The sequence below is a fragment of the Xanthomonas translucens pv. undulosa genome (assembly GCF_017301775.1).
Taxonomy (GTDB): Bacteria; Pseudomonadota; Gammaproteobacteria; order Xanthomonadales; family Xanthomonadaceae; genus Xanthomonas_A; species Xanthomonas_A translucens.
In genome coordinates, this window is record NZ_CP063993.1 from 931,995 (window position 1) to 946,354 (window position 14,360).

The 14,360-nt window shown below is 68.6% G+C and carries 12 protein-coding genes; all 12 read right to left on the reverse strand.

What is annotated here, in order from left to right; translation table 11 throughout:
- Nucleotide 1: 1 nt before the first annotated feature.
- The 12 genes from tssK to ISN38_RS03820 all read right to left on the reverse strand — a co-directional run bounded on the left by tssK (nucleotide 2) and on the right by ISN38_RS03820 (nucleotide 14,298).
- On the reverse strand, nucleotides 2–1,339 hold the full coding sequence (gene tssK, locus ISN38_RS03770; RefSeq protein ID WP_003467707.1) for a type VI secretion system baseplate subunit TssK: 1,338 nt from the start codon (nucleotides 1,337–1,339) through the stop codon (nucleotides 2–4).
- Nucleotides 1,336–2,697, reverse strand: a complete 1,362-nt coding sequence (gene tagH, locus ISN38_RS03775) for a type VI secretion system-associated FHA domain protein TagH (RefSeq protein ID WP_003467706.1) — start codon at nucleotides 2,695–2,697, stop codon at nucleotides 1,336–1,338. Before tagH ends, tssK begins: the two co-directional genes overlap by 4 nt.
- On the reverse strand, nucleotides 2,694–3,233 hold the full coding sequence (locus tag ISN38_RS03780; protein WP_003467705.1) for a DUF6931 family protein: 540 nt from the start codon (nucleotides 3,231–3,233) through the stop codon (nucleotides 2,694–2,696). The genes tagH and ISN38_RS03780 overlap by 4 nt, the downstream gene beginning before the upstream one ends.
- An 8-nt stretch (nucleotides 3,234–3,241) precedes the next feature.
- Nucleotides 3,242–5,176: a type VI secretion system Vgr family protein gene (locus ISN38_RS03785; protein WP_058361239.1), complete on the reverse strand. Its 1,935-nt coding sequence runs from the start codon at nucleotides 5,174–5,176 to the stop codon at nucleotides 3,242–3,244.
- A 309-nt stretch (nucleotides 5,177–5,485) separates the two neighbouring features.
- Nucleotides 5,486–5,989 carry a hypothetical protein gene (locus tag ISN38_RS03790; RefSeq protein WP_003467702.1) on the reverse strand — a complete coding sequence of 168 codons (504 nt, stop codon included), beginning with the start codon at nucleotides 5,987–5,989 and terminating at the stop codon, nucleotides 5,486–5,488.
- Between the two features lie 184 nt (nucleotides 5,990–6,173).
- Entirely contained in the window at nucleotides 6,174–6,704 is a 531-nt protein-coding gene (locus tag ISN38_RS20780) for a putative adhesin (RefSeq protein ID WP_386263178.1), read from the reverse strand.
- Between the two features lie 21 nt (nucleotides 6,705–6,725).
- Nucleotides 6,726–9,542, reverse strand: a complete 2,817-nt coding sequence (tssH, locus tag ISN38_RS03795; RefSeq protein ID WP_058358444.1) for a type VI secretion system ATPase TssH — start codon at nucleotides 9,540–9,542, stop codon at nucleotides 6,726–6,728.
- A 27-nt stretch (nucleotides 9,543–9,569) separates the two neighbouring features.
- Nucleotides 9,570–10,583 (reverse strand): type VI secretion system baseplate subunit TssG, encoded by a 1,014-nt coding sequence (tssG, locus tag ISN38_RS03800; RefSeq protein ID WP_206712070.1) that lies wholly within the window; start codon nucleotides 10,581–10,583, stop codon nucleotides 9,570–9,572.
- Complete coding sequence (tssF, locus tag ISN38_RS03805) at nucleotides 10,547–12,424, reverse strand: type VI secretion system baseplate subunit TssF (protein WP_058358443.1); 1,878 nt, start codon at nucleotides 12,422–12,424, stop codon at nucleotides 10,547–10,549. The genes tssG and tssF overlap by 37 nt, the downstream gene beginning before the upstream one ends.
- On the reverse strand, nucleotides 12,424–12,927 hold the full coding sequence (tssE, locus tag ISN38_RS03810; protein WP_003467697.1) for a type VI secretion system baseplate subunit TssE: 504 nt from the start codon (nucleotides 12,925–12,927) through the stop codon (nucleotides 12,424–12,426). Before tssE ends, tssF begins: the two co-directional genes overlap by 1 nt.
- Entirely contained in the window at nucleotides 12,915–13,757 is an 843-nt protein-coding gene (locus ISN38_RS03815) for a type VI secretion system accessory protein TagJ (RefSeq protein WP_003467692.1), read from the reverse strand. Before ISN38_RS03815 ends, tssE begins: the two co-directional genes overlap by 13 nt.
- Nucleotides 13,758–13,794: 37 nt before the next feature.
- The gene (locus ISN38_RS03820) at nucleotides 13,795–14,298 is read right to left on the reverse strand and encodes an Hcp family type VI secretion system effector (protein ID WP_003467690.1); all 504 of its coding nucleotides are present in this window, start codon (nucleotides 14,296–14,298) and stop codon (nucleotides 13,795–13,797) included.
- Between the last annotated feature and the right edge of the window lie 62 nt (nucleotides 14,299–14,360).

Below are 14,360 nucleotides of genomic sequence, written 5' to 3' on the forward strand. Positions count from 1 at the left end.
GTCAGTTCCTCACCGCCCACAGTTCCAGTTCCAGGCCGGGGAAGCCGCCGCCGAAATGCAGCGCCATACCGCCGGAGCTGCGCAGCGACTTCCACAGCGGTGCCTGGCGGTCGAGTTCGAAATAGGTGCAGCCGGCGTGGTACGGCACCTGTCGCGGCGCCACCGCCATTGGCGCCACGCCGATGCCCGGCAGTTGCAGGTTGACCAGATCGCGGATCTTCTCCACCGGCCCGATCTTGGATTCGCCTGGCAGGCGCTTGCGCAACTCCTCGCCGCGCAGATCGGCCTTCACCGCCAGCACGAACGCCGCCGTGTCCAGCAGGCTCGGGTCCGGCAACAGGCCCACCCAGACGCCATACTTGCGCTGCTGCAGCGGCACCGCGATCGCCGACTGCTCCAGCACCGCACTCAGGCTCTGGCGCAGCGCCAGCACCACCGGCTCGAAGCTCTCGCGCAGCGCCTCGTGGCGGTAGGCCGGGAACGTGCCGCTGCGACGGCTGGCATGGGTGAAAGTGGCCAGTTCACCGGCCATCTCCAGCAGCAATCGATACAGGCGCTCGGGATGCTCCAGCGGCGCGGCGGCCCAGTGCGCGACCAGCGGCTGGTAGCGGTTGACCACCTGCAGCATCAGCACGTCGGAGATCTCGGCCACACCGCCGCGCTCGCTGCCGCCGACGCGCCCGGCCAGCGCCTGACCGCGTTGATGCAGCAGGCCGAGCAGTTCGGACAGGAAGGTGGTCAGCCAGACCGCGGCCTCGATGCGGCTGGCGCTGGGGATGAAGCCGTCGTCGAGGATCACCCGGCGGTCGGCGCGACATTCGACGATGCGCGCCATCGGCACCTCGACCAGGCCATCGCCCGGCTGCGACTGCAGGCGCAGCCGGCTGGCCATCGCGCCGACCTCCAGCCGCACCGTGCCGGGGACACCGCCGGAGGCGTCGCCGACCTCGGCTTCGTCGACCCGATAGCGCACCAGCCGCGCCGGGCCGGTGTCGGGCCACTCGCTGTCGGGCTGCGCGCTGGCGCGCAGCGGCAGGGCCAGGCTGACCACCTGGTCGCGGCAGTCGCCGGGCACCTCCAGCGGCGGCGGCGACGGATCGCGGTCGGGGATCGAGAACGGGGTGCCGTCGGGAAAACAGCCGCGGGCGCGGCGGATCGCCAGCTTGCCGATCGACAGCAACGCCTGCTCCAGCTCCAGTTCGGCGAAGCCCCAGGCATGCGGACGCAACGCGCCGGCGCGCAGTTCGACGAAGCGCTCGAAGTAGCGCTCCTGCTGCTGCATGTGCTGCGGACGCAGGAACAGTCCTTCGCTCCAGATCACCTTGTTGTACGGTGTCATGTCCGCTCCCGATGCGGTGGCGATACGGCGTCGCGCGCGCGCAGCAACTGGTCTTCGTAGGCATGCGCGAATGCGTCGCCGAACAGGCGGCGGAAGCGCTCGTCGGGGTCGGCCTGCAGCCCGCGATACTCCTGCACGTAGCGCCGCCACGGGCGCCCGGTCCAGCCCGCCAACGCGCCCTGCGCGCCGGACTCGGCCTCGAACCGGGCCGGGTCGAAGTGCGCGAACGCATGCTCGAACGCGGCGCGCATGCCGGCCATCAGCGCCAACTGGTGCTGGCCGACGTCGTGCATCGCATCGTCGATCGCCGTGGTCCCGCCCAGATAGGCCGGATCGGGCGGACCGAGCAGCCGCGCCACCGCTTCCTCGGCGGTGGCGGCAAACTTCAGCGGATTGTTCTCGCTGCGGCGGATCAGCGTGGCCGGCAGGCGCAGGCTGTTCTTCATTTCCGCGCGGGCGCGCAGCACGTCCATCAGCCCGGCGACCAGCGCGATCAGCAACGTGCGTGCGTGGGCATCGGTCGGCGCCGATGGCGCTGCCGGCGGCAGGATGGGAGCCGCTGTCAGGCTCGCAGTCGGGCCGGGAGTCGGCGTCGGCGTCGGCACCGCAGTCGATGTCGATGTCGACGCAGGCGGTGCTGCGCCCGCCGCCGACGTGGCGGGCGCCGGTACGGCAGACGGCGCGACCGGCAGGGCGGCGGCGAACTCGCTACGGGTCCGGTCCCAGTGTTCGGGTAGCAGCGCCTCCGGCATCGGTCCCGGCACGTTGGCGCGCGCGCGATAGCCGTCTGCCAGCGCCGGCGAATGGTTCCAGTCCGGTGCGGCATGCGCCGGCGTCGCGCCGCTCATGGTGTACGACGTGGCGAACAGGGCCAGCGGATCGACCACCGTGGCCGATACCGGCGCCGGCGTCAGGGCGGCGAAGGCATCGTCGCTGGCATCGGTCGTCACTACCGGTGGCGGCAGCGCCAACGCCGCCGACGGCGCTACGGCGCCGGTCCCCATCGCCTCGCCGGACGCGGCCGGCAGCAGCGTCACCGCGATCTCGAACAGGTCGATCTGCACCCGATCGCCATCGCGCAGCGCCGCCGGGAAGCCAGGGCGCAGCGGCGCACCGTTGTGCAGCACGCCGTTGGTGCTGTGATCCTCCAGAAAGTAAACCCCATCGAGATGGCGCACGCTGGCATGCAGCCGCGATACGCCGGCGGCGTCCAACTGCCAGTGGCAGTCGGCGCCGCGGCCGATGCTGGCACCGTTGCCCTCCAGTTCGATGCGCGTGCGCGTCCCGGCGGCCACGTCGCGCTCGCCGCGCAGGTCCAGCAGCAAACGCGGCGCCACGGCGGTCGCTGGCACGCTCATGCGGCGTGCTCCTGGCCATGCGGCAACAGTAACCGGGCGACCTCCGCGGCCCAGTCCGCCAACGTGGCGTCGAAAACGTCCGGCGTGCGCGCCGCCAACTGCAGCAGCGCCGCCAGCGCGGCCGTGGCGGTGAGGTGCTCGGCCGCCGGCGGCGCGTCGTCGTGCGCTACCGGACTGCCGTCGGCCCATCCCGCCGCCGCGGCGAGCCAGGCGCCGACCGAGCGGTAATCCGCGTTTTCCGCGTACGCCAGCGCCACGCGCCGGCTGGCGTCGTCGGGTTGCTGCACCCACGACTGGGCCAGGCGCAGTCCCTCGCTGTCGTCCGCCTGCAGCGCATGCCGGCGCACGCACTGGCATAGCCACGCGACCACATAGGGACGCGGCGCCAGCCGCAGCGCCAGCGCCAGCGCATCGCTTGCGGCCTGCCCGCGCAGCAGCGCATGCACCGCCGGCGCTGGCGCCTGAATCTCGGCCAGCAATGCCTGCACAGCCGGCGATATCTGCATCTGCCGGGCGGCTTCGATGATCTGCGGCATGACGTGCCTCATGGGACGACCAGCGAAGACCCGACGGTCGTCGGGGTCCCTTTGAGCGTCGCCGGCCCCGATGCATTCAGCACGAGCGCGGCATTGGCGCGCACGGTGGCCACCGCGTTGGACTGGATCAGCACCGAGGCGTTGGCGCGCATCAACAGACTGGCCTGCGCCGCCACTTCGACGCTGGCCCCGGCATTGATCGCCACTCCGACACGGCCGTCGAGGGTGATGCGGGTGCCGCTGATCACCACTTCGCCGGTCCGCCGGAGCTGCAGCCGCGCCGGCCCGCATACCAGGTCGATCTCGGTCCCGGCCTCGATCCGCAGCGAACGGCCGACATCAAGGCGGTCGTTGCGGCCCACCTTTTGGCTGCGGTCGTTGCCGGTCTCGCCGATTTCGTCGTGTTCGGCCTCATGGCGCAGGTCGCGCTGCGCATGCAGCAGCAGCTCCTCCTTGCCCTTGCGGTCCTCGAAGCAGATCTCGTTGTAGTCCTGGGCGCCGCCGTTGGGATGGCTGCGGCTGCGCACCCCGCTCTGGGTGCGGTTGGCGGGCAGCGCGTAGGGTGGCGGGTTGTCGGCGTTGTAGACGCTGCCGATGATCAGCGGACGGTCCGGATTGCCTTCGAGGAAGCTCACCACCACCTCGTGGCCCACGCGCGGAATCTGCTGCGCGCCCCAGCGTTTGCCGGCCCACGATTGCGCCACGCGCACCGGGCAGGAACAGTCCGCGTTCGGCGTCCCCGGCGGGCTCCAGAAGAAATTCACCTGCACCCGGCCGTGCTGGTCCACCGCGATGTCCTCGGCCCTGGTGCCCTCGACCACCGCGGTCTGCAGGCCGGCGATGGTCGGCCGCGGCGTGGTCTGCGCCGTGCGGAACGGCTGGCGGCTGCGCAGCGCGCGGAACGCGCACGAGAACGGCTCGGCGACCTCCTCGCCGCCGGAAACGTAGTCCACCTCGACCAGCTCGGTGTCCGCGCCAACCACCAGATATTCCTGATTGTGCTCGGCCTGCGGGAAATCGCGCAGCTTGAACAGCGCGCCGACCTGCAGCCCGCAAGCATCGGTCAGGCCCTGGTACTGCGCCTGGGCGACGTTCAGCGCCTCGGCGCGGACCTGCGCATGGCGGCGGCCGGTCGCGACATCGAGGTGCTCGCCCGGATAATCGAACACGTCCAGGTCGCCGAGCACGGCGCCGGCGCTTTCGGCCGGCGTCTCATTGGCCCGCAGCGAGGTCTTCGGTTTCAGATAATCGTAGTCGTCCAGGCGTACCCGGGTGCTGCGCGCGGTGCGCGCCAGCGACCAGTCGGTGATCGCATCCTTCATCCGGCTGCCCTTCTGCCCCGGCGGGCAATACGGGATGCGCGCGAACGGCGCCACCGCCACGTGCGCGCCAAGTCCGTCGGCCAGTACCATGGTGTGGGTACTGGCGGTATGCTCGAAGTAGTAGTAGATGCCCTCCTGCTCCATCAGCCGGCTGATGAAGTCCAGGCCGCTCTCGCGGTACTGCACGCAGTACTCGCGCGGCGCGTAGCTGGCGCTCAGGCGCAGCTTCACGTCGCTGTAGCCGACATCGGCGAGCAACGCGCGCACCAGTTGCGGCACGCTCTTGTTCTTGTAGATGCGGCAGTCGCGGCGCTGGCCCAGCAGCCACAGTTTCGGCACCAGGCTGAACGCGTAGGTGGAGTAGCGCAGCCCCTCGATCTGCTCGAAGCCGGTCTGCTCCGCCGCACAGACGATGCCGTGGTAGTGGCGCTTGTCGCCCTGCGGCGAGACCAGCTTCACCGCCATCGGCTTGCCGAGCAGCCCACGCAGATCGATCGCGACATCGCGGCTGATGCCGTGCAGCGCGAACGCGTAAGGCCGTCCCAGTTCCTCGCGCGCGCTCATGCGCACGAAGCGCAGCGACTTGCCGAGGGGCGATTGCAGAGTGATCGCGTGGGCCATGGTCAAGCCCCCAGAGCGGTCAGACTGAGCGGCGAGGAGATCGTCGATTGCATGCGCTCACTCTGCCCGCGAGCGACGCACTGGCTGAAATCCAAAATCGCTATGCCAGGCATGCCGCCGGAAAATAGGTCCGGCATGCCCGTGCCGGAGAGGTTCAACGGTCGCGATCGCTGCATGGCGGCCGCCAACTCAGGCGGAGCCATGCCCGGACAGCACGTCTCTGCGACGGTTTAGGGCAGCTACAGTCTGGCCGACAGGAATACGCATGCCCGCGCAGCTGTCCGGCATTGCCCGAACTCGCGCCAGGTATCATCCCGGAGCAATCCATTCGCCTCGGTTCGGTGTGCTGTGCGTGGTCGAGTAGACGATGCCACGTTTATCGAGTTCGACGGCGCACTCCGAGCAACAAGGCTTCGACACTCCCAGCGATATGCCCTGCATCTGCCTGTTATAATCTATAAAATATTTCACAATCTTCATTTCAGCATGCATGTTCTTCACTTCGGCATACCTATCGGCCAGGTCATTGGCTATGGCGACCGTCATGCTCCTAGGTATGCTTCCGTCTAACGTGTTCAACGCACGCCGCACCATCTCATCCGTCAACTTGACGGTATTCGAGGCGACGATGAACTCGCTGCGTGACATATAGACTGCGACGCAATCCATCTGGATAAGACGCTGAGAATCGGGGGTCTGGGCTCTTGAGCCAGAATATGCGATTTGAAGAATGGCGACAGCGAGGAGATCTGCATTCGTCATCCGCTCCAACTGCTCGTGATGGTAATCGGCATCTCGTCGATTGACTTGCATTTCATTTTCTCCATTGAATCCACAGTGCGCATGAATTAAATTTTTATGGATAACGAGACTCTTAAGGCTACTGTTTATTCGACAGAATTTCTTCTCTATTGCCCGAAAATTCGGATACGCGCCTCTTGCTTAGAGGCTCGACTAAGAGCAAAGATTTTCAGCCAAACCGCAGTGCGACCAGAGATCACCGATTTACGGTGCACGCAGCCCAGAATATCTGCGCCCCTTCTTGCCGGTATTGTTCGCAGATAGTTCTAAGCGTCACCGGATTCCCTATGCTTGCGGAGTACGAACCTGGCTGAGGCGGGGTGATAGCGTCCATTCCAGGTTCGTTGTGTGCGTACAGGGTCAGATCGGGACATAACTCATTGACGCGGTAAATCCTTCGACCCGGCGTATTAACCCTAACCGCACCGCCTGCTGAAGAGGTATCGTATTCGGAACTCTGAGGATCCCATTCGGTGGGCAACCTGGCTGGCAATGCACGGCTCTTTCCTATGGCGACTCCGTGTTCATCGTCGAGACCCATTCCCATTCCAAAGATGACGATCTCTATGCCCGCTGGCACCCGGAACCTTGGATTTACTCCCGAGCTTGACTGAATCAACTCGCCATGTCCTTCGCATACCACCACACGGAGCCCATGTGGATTCGCTGGCCGCGAGGGACGTTCGCTGCTTCTTTGAACTCGAGTATGACCTGATGGGACGAACATTATTTATCCTCCATCGAATATTTATTTAATATCTGCATTTACGACATGCAAGACGCTCGTATCCGCTGCACGTGTCGCCATCGTCACCTTCGATTCCGTAGTCACGGCATCAAACCGATAAGCAAGCGTTCCCTCCGCCGTGGAAACCGTAATAGCCGCAAGTTCATCCGGATGCCCTGAGCCTAGAAGCAACTCGCGACTGATCTCCGGCAACATCGAATTGGTCAGCATCGCATCGATCATGCGCCCGCCCGATTCGCTCTCGGTGCAGCGGCTCACCACCAGTTCGACCACCGACGCGTCGTAGTCGAAGGGGATCCGGTAGCACTCCTCGATGCGCCGCTTGATCCGATCCAACTGCAACCGCACGATCTGCGCCAGCATCGCCTGGCTCAACGGGTAATACGGAATCGCCACCAATCGCCCGAGCAAGGCCGGCGGAAACACCTGCAGCAGTGGCGTGCGCAGCGCCTTGGTCATCGCCTCCGGGTCCGGCACCAGTTCCGGGTCGGCGCACAGGCTGGCGATCAGCTCCGTGCCGACGTTGCTGGTCAGCAGGATCAAGGTGTTGCGGAAGTCGATGCGGCGGCCTTCGCCATCCTCCATCCAGCCCTTGTCGAACACCTGGAAGAACAGTTCGTGCACGTCCGGGTGCGCCTTTTCGACCTCGTCCAGCAGCACCACCGAGTACGGCCGGCGCCGCACCGCCTCGGTCAGCACCCCGCCTTCGCCATAGCCGACGTAGCCGGGCGGTGCGCCCTTCAGCGAGGACACGGTGTGCGCTTCCTGGTACTCGCTCATGTTGAGGGCGATCAGGTTCTGCTCGCCGCCGTACAGCGCCTCGGCCAGGGCCAGCGCGGTCTCGGTCTTGCCGACCCCGGAAGTGCCAGCGAGCAGGAACACCCCGACCGGCTTGTCCGGGTTGTCCAGGCCGGCGCGGCTGGTCTGGATGCGCCGGGCGATCGTCTGCATGGCGTGATCCTGGCCGATCACGCGGCGGCCGAGCAGTTCCGGCAGGCGCAGCACGGTGTCGATCTCGTTGCGCGCCATGCGCCCGACCGGGATGCCGGTCCAGTCGGCGACCACCGCGGCCACCGCCTGGTAGTCCACCGTCGGCAGGATCAGCGGCGACTCGCCCTGCAGCGCAGCCAGTTCGTCCTGCACCTGGCGCAGCCGCGCCAGCAGCGCGGCGCGGGCATCGTCCGCCAGCGCGGCGCGGCCGGCATCCTGCATCTGCTGCGCGGCGGTGGTTTCCAGCGCGCTGCCGGTGCCTTCGACCGGCGCGGCGCCACTGCGCAGTTGCGCACGCAGCGCCAGCAACGCGTCCACCAAGGCCTTTTCCTGGCTCCAGCGCGTTTCCAGCGCGTCCAGGCGCTGCTGTTCGTCAGCCAGGGACTGGGTGCAGGCAGTCGCGCGGGTATCGACGGCGATGCCGATCGTGCGTTCGCGTTCGATGATGTCCAGTTCGGTGCGCAGCGATTCCAGCCGGCGGCGACTGTCGTCGACCTCGGCCGGCACTGCGTGCAGGCTCACCGCCACCCGCGCGCAGGCGGTGTCGAGCAGGCTCACCGACTTGTCCGGTAGCTGGCGGGCGGGGATATAGCGATGGCTGAGTTTGACCGCCGCCTCCAGCGCCTCGTCGAGGATCTGCACCTGGTGGTGGCGCTCCATGGTCGAGGCCACTGCGCGCATCATCCGCACCGCCCTGGCCTCGTCCGGCTCGGCGACCTGCACCGCCTGGAAGCGCCGGGTCAGCGCCGGGTCCTTCTCGATATGCTTGCGGTACTCGGCGAAGGTGGTCGCGCCCACGGTGCGCAGCGTGCCGCGCGCCAGCGCCGGCTTGAGCAGGTTGGCGGCATCGCCGGTGCCGGCGGCGCCGCCGGCGCCGACCAGGGTATGGGTCTCATCGACGAACAGAATCACCGGCTTGGGGCTGGCCTGGACCTCGTCGATCACCGCGCGCAGGCGTTGCTCGAACTCGCCCTTCATGCTCGCCCCAGCCTGCAGCAGGCCGACGTCGAGCACGCGTAGCGCCACCTCGCGCAGCGCCGGCGGCACGTCGCCGCGGGCGATGCGCTGGGCCAGACCCTCGACCACCGCGGTCTTGCCGACGCCGGCCTCGCCGACCAGGATCGGGTTGTTCTGGCGGCGCCGCATCAGGATGTCCACGACCTGGCGGATCTCCTCGTCGCGGCCGACGATCGGATCGAGCGCGCCCTCGCGCGCCTGCGCGGTGAGGTCGGTGGTGAACCGCGCCAGCGCCTCCTGCCGGCCCAGCGCCGCCGGCGCGATCGCGCCGCTGGCCGCGCCGGGAGCGTCGGCCGCGCCCAGCCGGAAGCCGTCGCTGGCCCGCTGGCCGTCCTCCGGCGAGCCGGCGACGATGTCGGCGAACTGCTCGCCCAACGCCTCCGCCCTGAGCTTGTCGAACTCGCGCGAGATCCCGCCCAACACTGCGCGCAGGCGGCGCACGCTGAGGATGCCGGTCAGCAGGTAGCCACTGCGCACCTGTGCCTCGCCGAAGCCCAGCGACGCCTGCACCCAGCCGCGCTCGACCGCCTCCTCCACGTCCGCCGACAGATCGGTGACGCCGCTTGCGCCACGCGGCAACCGCTCCAGCGCTTCGCTGACGTCGCGCGCCAGCGCTGCCGGGTCCAGTGCGAAATGGCGCACGATGCGGTGCAGGTCCGAGTCCTGCAACTGCAGCAACTGCTGCAGCCAGTGCACCAGTTCCACCTCGGGATTGCCGCGCAGCTTGCAGAACACCGTGGCGCTCTCGATCGCCCGATAGGTCAGCGGGTTGAGCTTGCCGAACAGCGCGGCGCGCGAGATCTCGGTCATGACGGCTCCAGCGGGGGAAGGCAAGGGTCACGCACCGGCGAGCACCAGTTCGTCGGCATCGGTGGGGCGGCGGTAATGGCCCATCCACAGCGACATGCCCAGCCGCTGCGCGGTCCCCAATGTCGGCAGCGGCACGTCCTGACGGGCCAGCACCAGTTGCAGGTCCCACTCCTGCTCGTCGCCGACGTAGTCGCGCACCGCGGCGGTGAGTTCGGCCAATGCCCGTCCGCCGGGCAGGAACTCGCGGTAGCGCGCCGCATCCAGCGGGCCGATGCGCAGGCGGAAGCGGTGCTGGGCATTGCGCGCGTGCGCGCCGAGCGTGGCCTGTTCGCCCATGCGCGCCGCGGCGCGGCCCATGCGCAGGCGGCCGTCGGCCGGCAGCGGCAACCAGCCGGGCCGGAACGGCTGCACCTGCAGTGGCACCTCGAACAGGCCGCTCAGCAAGGCGTGCAAGCCTTCGGCGTTGCGCGCCTGCGCGACCAGGCGCCCGGCATGGTGGCGGCGCGCGTTGGCCGGCAACGCGCCGCGGCCTCGCAGCGCCGGCTGGCCGACCCCGGTCAGCGCATCCAGATGCGCGCCGAAGCGGTCCTCGCCGGGACGGTCCATCTGCACGGTCGGTCGCGCATCGGCCCAGGCGCGGTACCACAGCGCGATCATGCGGTGGTGGAACAGGTCGGCGAACGCGGCGAAGGTCGGATCGGCGGACAGGTGCTGGCGCGCCATCGCGTGTTCGGTCAGATGCAGCGGCAACGGTCCCTGCGGGCCGAACAGGCCCAGCGGCAGGGTACGCAGGCGCGGCGGCACGGCGCCCTCGCCCGGCTCCAGCGCGTCGATGCTGCGCATCGGGAACGCCAGTTGCGCGCGCTGGGCGAAGCGCACCGGCTCGTCCTGCGGGCGCGCCGCATGGCCAGAGCGCGGATGCTGCGGATACGCGCACTCCAGCCGCCGCATCGCCTCGAACATTTCGTAGGCGTCGGGACTGGCCTGCAGCGCGCCCAGCAACGCTACAGGATCGGGCGATCGCCGAGCCGTGCCGGCCATCGGACCACCTCGTTGCGTTCGAGCGTGCACAGCACGGTCTCGGTGAAAGCGTTCAACGATGCCTGGCGCGACAGCACGTGGCGCAGCACCGCCGCCAGCAGATACGCGCCCTGCCCCTCGAATGCGGACTCCTGGCAGGTCAGGGTGATCTCCAGGCCGCGCCCGTAGGCGGCCGGCCCGGGTAGCGGCAGGCGCCGTACCACCGGGCGCGAGCGCACCCGGCGTAGCCCTTCGACCTGGCGTGTGGCGGTCGCGTCGTGCGGATCGTGATAGAGCGTGAGCATCTCGCGCAGCGCGGTGGCACCGTCGTCGCCGTCGTCCAGCAACGACAGATAGTTCAGTTGCAGATGACTGAGCAGGCGCCAACGCGGATCGCCAGCGGCGGCAGCGGCCTGCGGCCGGGTCGGGCCGGCGACACAGCGCACGGAGGCCACCGGCCCGCCGCGGTCGAGCACGAAGTCGCTGGCGCCGACGCCCACCGGCATGTGCAGCGGCAGATCGCGATTGCTGCACAACAGCCGCATACCGAGCTGGCGTAGGTCGTGCGCGTACGGCGCCTGCTCGCCGTCCACCAGCGACAGGAACAGTTCGCTGCCCACGTAGCTGGAGCGCGCGCCGTCGCGGCGCTGGGTCGACGACAGCCGCCGCGGCTGACGGCGCAGGGTGTAGAACGCCGCACGCGGCTCGTGCCAAGCACGCGCCGACGCGCCGTAGAACGGCTGGAACCGCTGCAACGGGTCCTGGCCGTCGCCGAAGCCCTCGACCTGATCCACGCTGTGGATCTCGAAGTCCATCGGCCGGGTGCGGTCGGCGAGCAGATGGTGATCGGACAGGCCAGGATGCAGATGGATGCGGTCGCCGCGGCGCGGGAACAGGTTGATCGCCGGGGTGCAGTGCAGGCGCAGCGTGTCGGCATCGATCGCGCCCTCCAGGCGTTCGCGTGCGCGATCGAAGTGCACGAAGATCTCGAACTCCAGACACGCCGCCGTGCGCAACGCGCGTTGCAGGCCGGCGAAGGCCACGAACAGGAAGCGCTGCGGGCAGGCGAAGTACTCCTGCAGCAGGCGATAGCCGCTGAACGCGCGCCGCTCCGGCGGCAGCAGCGCCTGCTCCTCGTCGAAACCCATCTCGCGGATCTGGCTGGCGTCGTAGCGGACCTCCGCCACGCGTCCGTCGGCGCCGGTGGTGCGGACCACGAAGCCGAGCGCGTTGGCGTGCAGTTGCTCGTACAGATTGCCGGCGATGCCGTCGGCGCCGGCGATGTACAGCGGCAGCGCATCCAGCGCCAGCATGTCCAGGCGCAGCCCGGCGCCGACCGCGAATTTCATCCGCAACGCGGCGCGAGCGCGCGGCTCGGCCGGCGCGCCGACGGCCGCCAACGCCGCTGGCGAGGCCAGGTAGCCGGCGTCGAGCAGCCGCAGCGGCCACAGCGTCAGCGCGTGCGCGGTGCGGTACTCGCAGGCGGTGCGGTCGCCGTGGCCGATCAGCGAGCGCAGCGCGGTGCCGCGCGCCAGCGCGTGGCCGCCCGGACCGATGCCTTCGCCCTCCTCCGGCTGCAACTGCACCACCGCCATCGACGGTACCGGCGCCAGGAAATGCGGGTAGAGCATCTCCATCAGATGCTGGGCGAACACCGGCTGCTGCGCCTCCAGCTCCAGTTGCACCCGCGCCGCCAGAAACGCGAAGCCTTCCAGCAGGCGCTCGACGTAGGGATCGGCGCACTCGATGCCGCTCATGCCGAGGCGTCCGGCCACCTTGGGGTAGTCGCGGGCGAACTCCGCGCCCATCTCGCGCACGTGCTGCAGTTCGCGGCTGTAGTGATGAAGCAGGCGCGGGTCCATCAGTGCACCCCGTCGTGCACGGTGAAGCGCCCGCTTTCCAGGTCCACCTCGGTGCGCAGGTACAGGGCCAGCGGCAGCGGCTGCGCCCACATCTGCGCCTCGATCAGGAACGTCAGTGTCAGCCGGTCCATGCGCTGCGCGTCCACCTGCGCGGTGACCTGCAGGCTCGGCGCCGCCAGGCGCGGCTCGAACGCCACGATCGCCGCGCGGATGCGATTCTGCAGGGTAGCCACGTCCAGCCCCGCCAGCAGCACCCCGGCGAGGTCGGGGATGCCGTAGTTGAGCACCGACTCGGCGACGTACGGATGCGCCTCGAAATCCTCGGCCTGGTGGTGCCGGGTACAGTTCAGCAGCCAGCCCAGGTCGCGCACGATGCACGCGCGCAGCCGCGCCGCGGTGATGGTCCGCGCCTCACGGCTTTCCGCCGGCTCGTGGCGGCGGTCGTCGCTGAGGCGGTCGAGCAGCGAGGGCTGCAAGCGTTCCTGCTGGGTCAGTTCGGCCATGATGCTTGTCCTTGTGCGGAGACGTCGAACTCGATCAGGCGCACGTCCAGCAGCGCATGCTCGCCCAGGCTGCTGGCCAGCATGCGTTGCCCGACCCCGCGCGCCGCCGCGCCGTCGCCCTCCCAGCGGGTCTGCCGTGCCAGGCGCAATTGGGGCTCGTCGCGCAGTTCGCTGCCCGGATAGCGGCACGGCACCACCCCATGAGCGACGACGCCATCGGTCCAGGTAAGTTCCACCTGCTGCCACAGCAGATCGCGCAACGCGGACGGCGCTTCGAAGCGCAGCCGCCGCAACTGCGACAGCGCCACCCAGGCATAGCCGGCTTCCAGCACCACCTCCAGGCACGGGCCGAAGCGCGGATCGGCATCGCCCAGCCAGTCGAAGCGCTGGCCGTCGATCGCGCCCGCCACCGCCTCGGCCTGGGTCAATGCCAACTGGCGGCGCTGCACCGCCTGCACGGTTTCCCCGCGCTGGTCGTGCTGCAGCGCCTGCAGCAGGTCGTGCAGCCAGCGCGGCACCTGGCCCAGCATCAGCGGCAGCATCTGCCCGGCCAGCACCTGGGCGCGCGCATGCTCGGCGCTGACCACACGCGCATACGCCTTGACCAGCGGCAACCACGCAGCGTCGAAGCGCCCCGCGAGCTGTAGCTGGTCGCCGGCGCGCTGCCATTGGCCGCTGGCCGCCAGCAACTGGAACAGGCCGATGCGCAGTGCGGCGTCGTCCGGGCTGCCGCGCACCAGGCTGGCCGCCGACTCCAGCGCCATATTCAGATCGCCCACCCTGAGCAGGCGGGAGATCTCTTCGTGCGGCGAAGCGTCGGGAAAGGACACGGTGAACTCCTTGGAAAACGGCGCAAGCGCGTCTGGATCAGGACTTCTTCACTTCCTGCATGTTGAATGTGAAGTCCTTGGTACCGCCCTCCTTCTTGCCCTTGTCGTCCTGCGGCTGGAACGCGTACTTGAACTTGCCGAAGTGCAGGGTGATGTTCTCGGTCAAGCGGTCTTCGCCACCGCTGCCGCCGGTGGACACCGATGTGATCATCACCCCCTCGCTGAGCTCGATGGTCAGGAAGTCGGTCTGCTCGCCGGTGGCATTGGTCACGTACAGCGTGGCGTTCTGCACGCGCGCGCCAGTGCAACAGGCGTTGAGCAGGGCGTTGGAGCACGAGTCGATGTACTTGGTGACCGAGATATCGCGCACGTTGGCCTTGCCCCCAGCCGCATAGCCCGCTCCGGTATGCAGGTTGCCGGTGTTGCTGGCGCCCCACGACCAAGAGATGATCGGCACCTCGTCCTTGTGCTTGCTGTGGTTGGAGGCGCCCTTGATCTCGACGTCGCCGGAACCGAACTTCAGATGCATGTCGTAAGCCATGGTGAATCTCCCTTAGAGGGGTTGTGGATCACAGCGGTCGCGCCCTCTGCGCCTGGATGGCG

What these genes read in the sequence shown, in the direction of transcription:
- ISN38_RS03820 (WP_003467690.1), bottom strand. Translation starts at nt 14,298, where the DNA reads ATGGCTTACGACATGCATCTGAAGTTCGGTTCCGGCGACGTCGAGATC.
- ISN38_RS03785 (WP_058361239.1), bottom strand. Translation starts at nt 5,176, where the DNA reads ATGGCCCACGCGATCACTCTGCAATCGCCCCTCGGCAAGTCGCTGCGC.
- tssF (WP_058358443.1), bottom strand. Translation starts at nt 12,424, where the DNA reads ATGGACCCGCGCCTGCTTCATCACTACAGCCGCGAACTGCAGCACGTG.
- ISN38_RS03790 (WP_003467702.1), bottom strand. Translation starts at nt 5,989, where the DNA reads ATGCAAGTCAATCGACGAGATGCCGATTACCATCACGAGCAGTTGGAG.
- tssE (WP_003467697.1), bottom strand. Translation starts at nt 12,927, where the DNA reads ATGGCCGAACTGACCCAGCAGGAACGCTTGCAGCCCTCGCTGCTCGAC.
- ISN38_RS20780 (WP_386263178.1), bottom strand. Translation starts at nt 6,704, where the DNA reads ATGTTCGTCCCATCAGGTCATACTCGAGTTCAAAGAAGCAGCGAACGT.
- tagH (WP_003467706.1), bottom strand. Translation starts at nt 2,697, where the DNA reads ATGAGCGTGCCAGCGACCGCCGTGGCGCCGCGTTTGCTGCTGGACCTG.
- ISN38_RS03780 (WP_003467705.1), bottom strand. Translation starts at nt 3,233, where the DNA reads ATGCCGCAGATCATCGAAGCCGCCCGGCAGATGCAGATATCGCCGGCT.
- tssK (WP_003467707.1), bottom strand. Translation starts at nt 1,339, where the DNA reads ATGACACCGTACAACAAGGTGATCTGGAGCGAAGGACTGTTCCTGCGT.
- tssH (WP_058358444.1), bottom strand. Translation starts at nt 9,542, where the DNA reads ATGACCGAGATCTCGCGCGCCGCGCTGTTCGGCAAGCTCAACCCGCTG.
- tssG (WP_206712070.1), bottom strand. Translation starts at nt 10,583, where the DNA reads ATGGCCGGCACGGCTCGGCGATCGCCCGATCCTGTAGCGTTGCTGGGC.